The organism is Pseudalkalibacillus sp. A8, assembly GCF_045920555.1.
Classification (GTDB): Bacteria; Bacillota; Bacilli; order Bacillales; family Fictibacillaceae; genus Pseudalkalibacillus.
The window spans coordinates 2,222,830-2,235,308 of the sequence record NZ_CP174509.1; the positions used below are offsets into that span (position 1 = coordinate 2,222,830).

A 12,479-nucleotide genomic window follows, 5' to 3' on the forward strand; every position below is an offset into this window, starting at 1 on the left:
TAGAAAAAAGGCGTTTTTTTAAAAAAATAGCTTGTTAAATTTTAATGTTGAATTCTTTTAGAATTAGGTTTTAGCGAAATTCGTGCAAATAACAATAATTAAGTATAACTGAACCACAAAAAAGGATTGCAGAAATGAAAAATCAAGAGTTAGGGGCGTGTTTTGAGTGAACCACTTACTTACAATCAACGCTTTACAGACGAGTGATATCGATGACCTTCTACATAGGGCTCAATACTATGTAGACCATGAATTCAAAGGGATCAGCCAAAGGGAACCTAGATTTGTAGCGAATTTATTTTATGAACCGAGCACAAGAACGAAATTCAGCTTTGAAGTAGCGGAAAAGAGACTCGGTCTGCAAGTTCTGGACTTCGAATCACAATTTTCCAGTGTGCTGAAAGGTGAATCGTTATATGACACAGTACGGACACTCGAAGCAATTGGCGCAAACGCTGTTGTCATACGGCATCCTAAAGATCATTTTTACGAAGAATTGAAGGATATAAATATTCCGATTTTGAATGCAGGTGATGGATGTGGAAACCATCCGACCCAATCATTGTTAGACATGCTGACAATACAACAGGAATTTATCGTACTGCAAGGATTGACGGTCGCCATCATCGGAGATCTGAGACATAGTCGTGTAGCAAGGTCTAATGCAAGTTTGCTTTCGAAAATGGGTGCAAAGGTTCTTTTCTCAGGACCTGAACAGTGGTTTGATGGAGATTTGCCAAATGGAAAATATGTACCGATGGATCAAGCCGTGTCAGAAGCTGATGTGGTGATGATGCTCAGGATCCAGCACGAACGGCACGACCAGACGATGGATTTGACGAAAGGGGAGTATCATAATCTCTACGGCTTGACTGTAGAAAGAGAAAAATTGATGAAAGAGCAAAGTATCATCCTTCATCCAGCTCCTGTCAATCGTGGAGTCGAAATTGCGGATAAATTGGTTGAGGGTCCGCGTTCAAGGATATTCAAGCAGATGACGAATGGAGTCGCGACACGGATGGCAGCCCTGGAATGGGCACTACAAATAGAGGAGGAAGTAAGCTATGGGAATCTTACTTAAGAACGCTCGAATTTGGAATGGAGAAAGCCGTAAGTTGAAGGAAGTATTGATCTTAAATTCAAAGGTTGCAGAAATCGGATCCAATATCGATGTTGATGACCATGAAGTCATCGATGTCGAGGGGAATCTTTTGGCACCAGGTTTCGTTGACCTGCATGTACACCTCCGTGAGCCTGGTGGTGAGCATAAGGAAACGATAGAAACTGGAACGCAAGCTGCTGCTAAAGGGGGATTCACCACGATTGCTGCTATGCCGAATACCCGACCAGTGCCAGATAGCCCGACGACGATGATGAATCTGCAGAAACGGATAAAAGAAACAGCTAGTACAAGAGTGCTCCCATACGCCTCTATAACAGTCCGTCAAATCGGTGAGGAGCTAGTCGACTTTGAAACGTTGAAGGAAGAAGGTGCATTCGCTTTTACGGATGATGGTGTTGGGATCCAGAACGCTGATAAAATGCTCCAGGCAATGCATCGGGCGGCTGCATTGGATATGGCGATTGTAGCACATTGTGAGGAGAATTCCCTCATTCATAATGGTTGCGTCCATGAAGGGGAATTTTCGAAAGCGAACGGTCTAGATGGAATCCCTTCTGTTTGTGAAAGTGTCCAGATTGCAAGGGACGTCCTGCTTGCCGAAGCGACAGGTGTCCATTATCACGTATGCCACATCAGTACTAAGGAATCAGTACGAGTGGTCCGCGATGCGAAAAGAGCTGGAATCAATGTGACAGCAGAAGTAACGCCACATCATCTATTACTCTGTGAAGACGACATCGTTGATCGCTCTCCGGATTTCAAAATGAACCCTCCTCTTAGAAGCAAAGAAGATCGCGAAGCATTGATTGAAGGTTTGCTGGATGGGACGATCGATTTTATCGCAACTGATCATGCTCCCCATACTGACAAGGAAAAATCGGTAGGCATCGAACGGGCACCTTTCGGAATTGTAGGATTGGAAACAGCATTTCCGTTGTTATACACCTATCTAGTAAAACCAGGAATCTGCGACCTGGACTTCTTGATCAGCAGAATGACAAGCGAGCCTTCACGATGCTTCGGCTTACCTTACGGAAGAATTGAAGTTGGAGCGCCAGCCGATCTAGTTGTCCTCGATCTTGAACATGAGAGTCCGATCCAGGTTGAAAATTTTGCATCCAAGGGAAGGAATACTCCTTTCAAAGACAGGATTTGTAATGGATGGCCTATACTGACATTAGTGGCAGGAAATATAGCTTATAAGAATGGGAGTGTATTTGCATCATGAAAAGACAACTGATTTTAGAAGATGGAAGTACGTTTGAAGGTATTGGAATCGGGAGTTTGCGAGAATCGACTGGAGAAGTGGTTTTTACGACTGGGATGACAGGATATCAAGAAACACTCTCAGATCCATCATACTGTGATCAGATCATTACATTCACATATCCATTGATTGGAAACTACGGCATAAATCATGAAGACTTCGAATCAATCGATCCTGCAGCAGCAGGTGTAATCGTCAGTGAAGCGGCTGTAGAGCCTAATCATTGGCAATCGACAAGCACATTCGATGAGCTTCTGAAAGTGAAGGATATACCAGGAATAACAGGTATCGATACGCGTGCCTTAACGAGAAAAATCCGTATACACGGAACCTTAAAGGGGAAAATTGCAGCAATGGAAGCTGATGTTGGGGAAATTGCGGCTGATCTGTCTGAAAAAGCATTACCGAGAGATCAGGTGAAGAAAGTTTCGACGCATACCCCTTATACACTTCCGGGCAGAGGCAAAAGGGTTGTCCTGGTGGATTTCGGTGCGAAACGAGGCATTCTTAGAGAATTGATCGAGCGTGGCTGTAATGTTACCGTCGTGCCGTTTAACATCAGTGCCGAGGAAATCCTGCGACTACAACCTGACGGGGTGATGCTCAGCAATGGACCTGGAGATCCGACCGATGTACCAGAAGCTATTGAAATGGTTAAAAACATCTTTGGAAAAGTACCTGTATTTGGAATTTGCCTCGGGCACCAACTGCTTGGTCTGGCATGCGGTGTCAAGACCATCAAAATGAAATTCGGGCATAGAGGTGTGAATCATCCGGTCAAGGACCTTGAAACTGGTAAAGTAATGATCACTTCTCAAAATCATGGTTACACAGTAGACGTTTCTGGAATTGATGAAACGGACTTGGTTGTCACTCATGTAGCAATCAATGATGATACGATTGAAGGTTACCGTCATAAGCATCATCCAGCGTTCAGCGTGCAGTTCCATCCAGAAGCCTCACCAGGACCTACTGATTCGAATGATCTGTTTGAACAATTCATTGCATTGATGATGACATCTAAGAAAGCGGGGGATCAAGTATGCCAAAACGTATAGATATCCAAAAAATCCTAGTTATCGGTTCAGGACCTATCGTAATCGGTCAAGCAGCAGAGTTCGACTATGCAGGGACACAAGCATGCCAGGCATTGAAGGAAGAAGGATACGAAGTCATCCTCGTAAACTCGAATCCTGCGACCATAATGACCGACACGACGATGGCGGATAAAGTCTACATCGAGCCACTGACGGTTGAATTTGTTAGCCGGATCATCCGTAAAGAAAAACCTGACGGCGTCCTTGCCACATTAGGTGGACAGACCGGATTGAACCTTGCAGTCGAGCTTCATGATGCGGGTATTTTAGAAGAATATGACGTCGAGCTGCTCGGGACCAATCTACAATCGATCCAGCAAGCAGAAGACCGTGATCTATTCAGAACATTGATGAACGAACTGAATGAACCAATTCCAGAAAGTGAAATCATCCGTTCTCTACCTGAAGCAAAAGAGTTTGTTGAAAAGATCGGTTTCCCTGTCATCATCCGACCAGCCTATACACTTGGCGGTACCGGCGGAGGGATTGCAAGCAATGAAGCAGAACTGAATGAATTCATATCTAGCGGCTTGAAATACAGTCCTGTTTCTCAAGTGTTACTTGAAAAAAGCATCGCAGGCTACAAGGAAATCGAATATGAGGTTATGAGAGATGGGAACAACGGCGCAATTGTCGTTTGTAACATGGAAAACATTGATCCAGTTGGAGTCCACACTGGAGACTCGTTCGTCGTTGCTCCGAGTCAAACGCTTACTGATCGTGAATATCAGCTGCTTCGGAATGCAAGCTTAAAGATCATCCGTGCGCTTGAAATCCAGGGAGGATGCAATGTTCAACTCGCACTTGATCCGAACAGCTCAAATTATTACATCATCGAGGTGAACCCGCGTGTCAGCCGCTCGTCTGCATTAGCTTCGAAAGCGACCGGATACCCGATTGCAAAGTTAGCAGCGAAAATCGCTGTCGGCTATACACTTGATGAATTGAAAAACCCTGTGACTGGCCGGACCTATGCATCCTTCGAGCCTGCACTGGATTATGTCGTGACGAAGATTCCTAGATGGCCTTTTGACAAGTTTGAGGCAGCGAATCGGACCCTTGGTACACAAATGAAAGCCACAGGTGAAGTTATGGCGATCGGCAGAAACTTTGAAGAATCTTTACTGAAGGCTGTCCGTTCACTTGAAACGGATATTGATCATTTGCAAAGTTCGATTGATCCGACCAGAGTTGAGGACTGGGAAGCGATTCTAAAGACGACGGATGATCAAAGAATATACAACGTTACTGAAGCTCTTCGTTCTGGTGTTGCGATCGACTCCATTTACGAGTGGACGAAAATAGATCCTTTCTTCCTGTATAAATTGAAGAACATTACAGAAATCGAGAAAGAATTAACTTTTCATCCTGACGATATCGGACTTTTAAAAGAAGCAAAAAACAAAGGTATTTCAGACAAAACCATTGCAAAACTATGGAACACGACAGAACTCGCAGTCTACAATCTGCGGGAAGAGAATCAGGTAATGCCGATTTATAAGATGGTCGATACATGTGCAGCGGAGTTCGATTCAGCAACGCCTTATTATTACGGCACTTACGGCCAGGAAAATGAAGTGGAAGAAAGTAAGAAAAAGAGTGTGCTTGTATTAGGCTCTGGGCCTATCCGAATCGGACAAGGAATTGAATTCGATTATGCGACTGTGCACACTGTCTGGGCGATTCAAGAAGCAGGTTATGAAGCGATCATCATCAACAATAATCCTGAAACCGTTTCTACAGATTTCAGTACCTCAGACAAACTTTACTTTGAACCATTGACTGTAGAAGATGTAATGCATGTTGTCCGACAAGAAAATCCAATCGGAGTAGTTGTCCAATTCGGAGGACAAACAGCAATCAACCTTGCATCTGAACTAAGTAACAGAGGTGTACAGATCCTGGGAACAAGCTTGGAGGATATGGATCGGGCTGAAGACCGTGATAAATTTGAACGGACCTTACAAATGCTTGATATTCCACAGCCCCCTGGGAAAACCGCAACTTCCGTAGAAGGAGCGGTACGGGTTGCCAAAGAAATCGGTTATCCGGTCCTTGTCAGACCATCCTATGTACTTGGAGGACGTGCGATGGAAATCGTCTATCAAGAGAATGAACTCCTTCAATATATGGAAAATGCAGTGAAAATCAACCCGGAGCATCCAGTCTTGATCGACCGTTACCTATTCGGTAAAGAAATTGAAGTCGATGCGATTTCAGATGGGGAGACAGTCTACATCCCGGGAATCATGGAACATATCGAACGTGCAGGAGTACACTCGGGGGACTCGATCGCTGTCTATCCGCCTCAGACGATTTCTGAGGAAATGAAAGAACAGATCATCGAATGTACGACCAAATTAGCAAGGGGATTGAAAATCGTCGGGCTGCTAAACATTCAGTATGTCATCTGCAAGGAAGAACTTTATGTACTAGAGGTGAATCCGCGCTCAAGTAGAACGGTGCCATTCTTGAGTAAAATCACCGGAGTACCGATGGCGAACCTTGCAACAAAAGCGATCCTCGGGGAAAGTTTATCTCAATTAGGATATGAAACGGGATATCATCCGGAGCCGAAGGATGTATTTGTCAAAGTTCCAGTCTTCTCATTTGCGAAACTGCGCCGTGTAGACATCACACTAGGTCCCGAGATGAAATCGACAGGGGAAGTCATGGGGCGCGATCGAACATTGGAAAAAGCGCTCTATAAAGGGTTGATTGCATCAGGTATGAAGATTCCGACATTCGGATCCGTGCTGTTCACGATTGCAGATAAGGACAAAGAGGAAGGATTATCACTTGTACAGCGATTTTACGATATCGGATATCAAATCCTTGCAACAGAAGGAACAGCAAACTTCATCAGAGAGCACAATATTCCTGTTACGATTGTAAATAAGATCCAAGAAGGTAGCCCAAGCTTATTGGATCGCATCCAGCAAGGTGAAGTCCAGTTCGTCGTGAATACGTTGACGAAAGGGAAGCAGCCTGCAAGAGACGGATTCAGGATCCGAAGAGAAGCAGTCGAAAATGGTGCAGTTTGCTTGACTTCCTTCGATACAGTTAAAGCGATCTTGAATGTCGTCGAGTCGATGACATTCTCAGCAAATGAAATGCCAGCCTTTGAAAAAAGGAAGGCAGGTGTTCTTGCTTGAGAAAAGAGTTGACCAAAGTCGTCCATCATGAGCAAATTGCAGATAAAATTTATGAATTGACGTTTGAAGGTGAAATGGTCGCTGAGATGGTGGATCCTGGACAATTTTTGCACATCAGGATAGGGGACCAGTACATGCCGCTTCTAAGGAGACCGATCAGCATATGTGATGTCGACCTCGAGCGGAAGCAGTGTACCATCCTTTATCGAGCGGAAGGGGAAGGTACACATCTCCTTTCGCAAAAAAGAAAAGGAGATCGGTTGGATGTGCTCGGGCCATTAGGCAAAGGTTTTCCGTTGGATACAATAGACGAAGGTGAAACCGCGCTGCTTATCGGTGGAGGGATCGGGGTACCGCCCCTCTACTATTTATCCAAGAAACTGGTGGAGCGTAACGTGCGGGTCATCCACGTCCTCGGATTCGGATCAAAAAAAGATGCCTTTTATGTAGATGCCTTCGAACAACTCGGAACGACAGCGGTCACGACGATTGATGGAACACTCGGATACCAGGGGTTCGTAACTGATTATATAAAACAAAAAGGACCAGCTTACGATGTGCTATATTCATGCGGTCCGACTCCGATGTTGAAAGCGATCGAAGAACAGTTGAACCCCGACCGTGCGTACTTTTCTCTTGAAGAGCGAATGGGCTGCGGAATCGGTGCTTGCTTCGCTTGTGTCTGCAGTGTAAAGGATGATCCATCTGGCCACGAATATCGCAAAATATGTTCGGATGGACCGGTATTTCCACAAGGGGTGATCCAATTATGAGTAGATTTGATATCCAATTACCAGGATTGAATATGAAGAATCCAATTATGCCTGCTTCAGGTTGCTTCGGGTTTGGCCGCGAGTTTTCGAAGCTGTATGACCTGAGTCGATTAGGGGCGATCGCCATTAAAGCGACTACAGATGAACCTCGTTTCGGCAATCCGACTCCCCGGGTAGCAGAAACACCCGGTGGAATGCTTAATGCAATCGGTCTGCAAAACCCCGGCCTTGAAAAAGTGGTAACTGAAGAACTTCCTTTTTTAGCGGACTATGATGTTCCGATCCTTGCGAATATAGCGGGAACTACGACTGAAGACTATGTTGCTGTAGCCCGGACCGTTTCCAAAGCGCCGAATGTCACGGCCCTTGAGTTGAATATTTCATGCCCTAATGTAAAGGAAGGCGGCATTTCATTCGGCACAGATCCAAAGGTGGCTGCGGCACTGACGAACGCAGTGAAGGAAGTGTCCGAAGTACCGGTCTATGTGAAACTCTCTCCCAATGTGACAGATATCACTGAAATTGCTCAAGCTGTAGAAGCTGCTGGCGCCGATGGGTTAGCGATGATCAACACATTGTTGGGGATGCGAATCGACTTGAAATCAGAGAAACCTGTAATCGCAAACCGTACCGGAGGACTGTCCGGTCCTGCGATCAAGCCTGTTGCAATCAGGATGATTTATGAAGTCAGCCAACGTGTTTCCATACCTATCATCGGTATGGGAGGCGTAACTTCTGCGGATGATGTGCTTGAATACTTTTTGGCTGGTGCAAGTGCAGTTGCTGTCGGGACAGCCAACTTCGTGAACCCGTTTGTATGCCCTGAAATCATTACTGAACTGGAAGAAAAGTTGACTGAAAAGAAGATCGATCATATCAATGAGTTGATCGGAAGGAGCTGGAAGTCATGCTACAGCCCATCATTATCGCGCTAGATTTCGAATCCAAGGAAAAGGTCCAATCTTTCCTGGCCTCTTTTAGTGGGGAACGACTTTTTGTCAAAGTAGGAATGGAACTTTTTTATCAGGAAGGGCCAGACCTGATTCGGATGCTGAAAGAACAAGGACATGCCATTTTCTTGGATCTGAAGCTCCATGACATTCCGAATACGGTCCATAAGGCGATGGTTGGATTAGCGAAGCTCGATGTCGATCTGGTCAACGTCCATGCAATGGGTGGCATAGAGATGATGGAAAGGGCTGTACAGGGGTTAGAGGAAGGAAGCCGCGGTCAACGCCCTAAATGTATTGCTGTCACACAACTGACAAGCAGTTCGAAAAAGATCATGAATGAGGAAATCTCCATTCCAGGATCAATCGAACAATCGGTTGTGAATCTTGCTGAAAATACACGGACGGCCGGCCTTGAGGGTGTAGTCAGTTCACCATTGGAAGTTCCGCTTATCAAAGGGAACTGTGGTTCTGAATTTTTGACTGTAACACCCGGGATCCGATTGTTGTCCGATGAGAAAAATGATCAGAAACGAGTAACGACTCCTGGCAAGGCGAAGGAGTTAGGCAGTGATCATATCGTCGTCGGCCGGACGATCACCTGCTCGGAAAACCCGGTCCAGACATATCGTAATATTCAAAACGAATGGGGGATTACCTTTGAAACGACAGGTCGCTAAATATTTACTTGATATTGAAGCTGTAACTTTAAGTCCAGTGGATCCATACACCTGGTCTTCTGGTATGAAAGCACCGATTTATTGTGATAACCGCCTTATCATCTCTCATCCGGAAATCCGCTCGAAGATAGCTGATTCATTTGTAGCATTGATCGAAAAACATTTTCCGGATGTGGAAGTCATTGCCGGGACTGCCACAGCCGGGATTCCTCATGCAGCATTAATCGCTGACCGGATGAATCTGCCGATGGTTTATGTCCGTTCTAAAGCTAAAGCTCATGGAAAGGGTAAACAAATTGAAGGTGGGCTTTCAGCAGGGACAAATGTAGTGGTCGTTGAAGATCTGATCTCCACTGGCGGTAGTGTTCTCAATGCGGTTGATACACTGAATGACGGAGGAGCTAATATCCTAGGCTGTGCAGCCATCTTTACTTATGAGTTAGAAAAGGGAAAAGAAGCATTCTTAGAAAAATCATTGGGCGTGCACACCCTCTCTGATTTTAGTACATTGGTAGATGTAGCCGCAGAAGAGGGGAAGATATCAAACGACTCAATCAATGAGTTGAATGAATGGTGTAAAAATCCAGAATCCTGGTCGAACGTGGCTTCAAAATAATCGATCTGGGGTGAGATCTTTTGAGAAAGATGGAAGGTGAGGAATTTGATCAGCTTGTCTCTTTTTTCGATGGAATGGCAAGGACAGGCTGGTTAAGTTCTATCCATGAAAAATTGAAAATACAGTCAGGAAATTGGACCGGCGCAAATATTCTGGATGTAGGCTGTGGAACCGGACGGCTTTTACTACGTGGTGTTGATGAAGCGGAACATGTGACAGGTGTCGATCTCTCTTCTGAAATGATTAAGGCTAGTAAACAAAACTTTTTCTTACATAATCGTGATTACAAATCGACGTTTTTAGTAGCGGATGCTTACGAACTGCCTTTTGAAAATGATCGCTTTCAAGTCTCGCTCTCGACTTGTGTCATGTTTCTTCTGCCAGAACCGGATAAAGGGCTGAAAGAGTTGATCAGAGTAACAAGTCCTGGGGGTACCGTCACGATGTTGAACCCGAGCAAAAAAATGAATCAGTTGAATGCGTACGAATACAGCAAAAACAACAACCTCACTGGATTTGAACAGACAACATTATTGAAGTGGTCCAACGTATCGACTCACAGACATAGGTATAGCACTGAAGAACTGACGGCTTTGCTGAAAGTGCTGGGGGCAAAAGAAGTAGTCCATCAAGTAGTTTTGGATGGACTCGCTATGATCACTACCGCAAAAATCTAAATCTGAAAAGAGCTGACCTAACCGAAACGAATTCTGTTTTGAACATATAAAAACGCAAGTGGTTTCACATACGAAATCACTTGCGTTTTTTCATGTTATAGAAGTGTTTTAGTTAAAAAAATGGGCTAAATTCACAGGGTAAGAATTAAATTGTAGGGTTGTGAATTCAACTGCGATTTGTTGTGTGATTTTGTATGTGAATACCAAAGGACGCTAGAAAAATATGTTAAATTATAGATATGATCAATGGTGATCGTTATTCAACAATCGGGCAGTTTTATTGAATCGATTATTAAGGAAATTAGGCGTTTTCGATATAATGATTGGGTATTCAAGAGAGCAATCTGAAAGAAATCAATGCATTATTTATTTGCTATGATTGAAAAAAGGAGTTGATCAATGATAACTGCAAAAAAACTTATCCCTTATTTAAATTTGGAAAGGAACGCAAGGGAAGCTACTTAGTGATATAGGTTTCAACAAGTCAAAGTCAAATTCATTTTGGAGGGATGGACATGAACCAAAACAACCCAACAAACAAAATCGCAACGCAAGTAGGTGAACGCGAGATTGTGATAACCCGTGTATATGATGCTCCACGCGATCTTGTGTTTGATGCTTGGACGAAAGAGGAGCACCTGTCGAAGTGGTGGGGACCTCGAGGTTTTACGACGACTTTTCAGGAGTTTGATATGAAGCCGGGCGGTACATGGCAGTTTATCATGCACGGTCCTGATGGCGTTGATTATCCCAACACCAACGTCTTTGTCGAGGTCGTTAAACCCGAGCGAATCGTCATCAAACATGCTGTGTTTCCCCATTTTCTGGCGACAGCAATCTTTGAAGATCTGAATGGTAAGACCCAACTCACTTATAGCACAGTTTTTGAAGAAAATGCCGCTGTATTTGATAAGGTGAAATCATATGCCGTCCCAGGTGCCGAACAGACCCTGGATCGTCTTGAGGAGCATCTGGCAAGTATGTCTTAAAAGTAAGAGGCCAGCCTTGTATTGATCCTCCTCCGGTAACAGCTCGCTATAAAACGAAAGTTCCTTTATCTAAAAAGGATTTATTTAAAATAAACAATAGCAAATTAACATCTATCCAAAATCGACATTTGAAGGCTACTCAAAGTCTACTAGAGAATTATTGGTTATACGGGTTAAGGTTAATTAAAGAATATAAGTTATTCAAGAAAAGGGCGCATTCAGGAATAAGAATTACGCTCTTTCTTGGCTTATCGGGTCAAATTGTGAGTAACGAAAAAAAACTCAAAATATCTTGGAGGTATAAAATTGAGGGTCAAGCGAATTGTTACCAATATTGAGACGCAGGATATCTCCAAAGCAAAGCACTTCTATGAAGAAATACTAGGACTTGATCAATTAATGGATCTTGGATTTATTGCAACCTACGGTACACATGAGAAAATGCCCACTCAAATCAGTTTCCTTTCAGAGGGAGGATCCGGAACACCAGTACCTGATATGTCAATTGAAGTAGATGATCTTGACGATGCGTTCACTCGCATAAAAGAAGCAGGAATTCCAATTGAGTATGGACCAACTAAGGAACCATGGGGGGTTCGGCGTTTTTACGTTAGAGATCCGTTCGGGAAACTCGTCAATATTTTATCCCATCTATAAATGAATCCGTTTATTGGCACAATTTAAAATCTTCCACAATCGGGCGCAATTCTGGAATTGCGCTCTTTATTCATCTATAGGGCCATATCATTGGAATAACTCCTTGTGAAATTATGGAGGTTTGAAATAATTGTTAATGAATTTAAAAGTTCCGAATTGATAAGGGGTTTCTATTAGAGGAGTAAATTACGATAAATAATTTAAAGGAAGGATTGTATTGATATGTCAAAGTACATAAAGATTGTTTTATTTATTCTTATGATACCTGTTTTTACATATAGTTTCTTTTTAACAGCTGCTACGGGTTCTTATCTTCCAATTGAGGAGAATTAGAGAAATCATATTGTTTTACTCCTGAATCTGATAAAGACCCAAAACAAATCTATGAAATTGATAAAATTATCTACGCTTTTAACATTCAACCAATCCTATTGTTGGATCGGCTACACTTATTTAGACAGAAATTTCAGGGAGAAGTGAGGAGTGAGGAGTGAA

The 12,479-nt window shown here is 43.6% G+C and carries 11 protein-coding genes; all 11 read left to right on the forward strand.

Annotated elements, in window-relative coordinates; genetic code table 11:
* Positions 1–166 precede the first annotated feature (166 nt).
* The 11 genes from ACJROX_RS11590 (at position 167) to ACJROX_RS11640 (ending at position 11,984) form a co-directional block, all read left to right on the forward strand.
* Entirely contained in the window at positions 167–1,081 is a 915-nt protein-coding gene (locus ACJROX_RS11590; RefSeq protein WP_408010916.1) for an aspartate carbamoyltransferase catalytic subunit, read from the forward strand.
* On the forward strand, positions 1,065–2,351 hold the full coding sequence (locus ACJROX_RS11595) for a dihydroorotase (protein WP_408010917.1): 1,287 nt from the start codon (positions 1,065–1,067) through the stop codon (positions 2,349–2,351). Before ACJROX_RS11590 ends, ACJROX_RS11595 begins: the two co-directional genes overlap by 17 nt.
* Positions 2,348–3,448 (forward strand): carbamoyl phosphate synthase small subunit, encoded by a 1,101-nt coding sequence (locus ACJROX_RS11600; RefSeq protein WP_408010918.1) that lies wholly within the window; start codon positions 2,348–2,350, stop codon positions 3,446–3,448. Before ACJROX_RS11595 ends, ACJROX_RS11600 begins: the two co-directional genes overlap by 4 nt.
* Positions 3,433–6,642 carry a carbamoyl-phosphate synthase large subunit gene (gene carB, locus ACJROX_RS11605; protein WP_408010919.1) on the forward strand — a complete coding sequence of 1,070 codons (3,210 nt, stop codon included), beginning with the start codon at positions 3,433–3,435 and terminating at the stop codon, positions 6,640–6,642. Before ACJROX_RS11600 ends, carB begins: the two co-directional genes overlap by 16 nt.
* Entirely contained in the window at positions 6,639–7,415 is a 777-nt protein-coding gene (locus tag ACJROX_RS11610) for a dihydroorotate dehydrogenase electron transfer subunit (RefSeq protein ID WP_408010920.1), read from the forward strand. The genes carB and ACJROX_RS11610 overlap by 4 nt, the downstream gene beginning before the upstream one ends.
* Positions 7,412–8,350: a dihydroorotate dehydrogenase gene (locus tag ACJROX_RS11615; RefSeq protein WP_408010921.1), complete on the forward strand. Its 939-nt coding sequence runs from the start codon at positions 7,412–7,414 to the stop codon at positions 8,348–8,350. Before ACJROX_RS11610 ends, ACJROX_RS11615 begins: the two co-directional genes overlap by 4 nt.
* On the forward strand, positions 8,323–9,045 hold the full coding sequence (gene pyrF / locus ACJROX_RS11620) for an orotidine-5'-phosphate decarboxylase (protein ID WP_408010922.1): 723 nt from the start codon (positions 8,323–8,325) through the stop codon (positions 9,043–9,045). The genes ACJROX_RS11615 and pyrF overlap by 28 nt, the downstream gene beginning before the upstream one ends.
* Positions 9,026–9,661: an orotate phosphoribosyltransferase gene (gene pyrE / locus ACJROX_RS11625; protein WP_408010923.1), complete on the forward strand. Its 636-nt coding sequence runs from the start codon at positions 9,026–9,028 to the stop codon at positions 9,659–9,661. The genes pyrF and pyrE overlap by 20 nt, the downstream gene beginning before the upstream one ends.
* Before the next feature lie 29 nt (positions 9,662–9,690).
* The gene (locus ACJROX_RS11630) at positions 9,691–10,338 is read left to right on the forward strand and encodes a class I SAM-dependent methyltransferase (RefSeq protein ID WP_408011636.1); all 648 of its coding nucleotides are present in this window, start codon (positions 9,691–9,693) and stop codon (positions 10,336–10,338) included.
* Positions 10,339–10,853: 515 nt separating this feature from the next.
* Positions 10,854–11,327, forward strand: coding sequence for an SRPBCC family protein (locus ACJROX_RS11635; RefSeq protein ID WP_408010924.1), 474 nt, complete (start codon positions 10,854–10,856; stop codon positions 11,325–11,327).
* A gap of 306 nt (positions 11,328–11,633) precedes the next feature.
* The gene (locus tag ACJROX_RS11640) at positions 11,634–11,984 is read left to right on the forward strand and encodes a VOC family protein (protein ID WP_408010925.1); all 351 of its coding nucleotides are present in this window, start codon (positions 11,634–11,636) and stop codon (positions 11,982–11,984) included.
* The last annotated feature ends 495 nt before the right edge of the window (positions 11,985–12,479 follow it).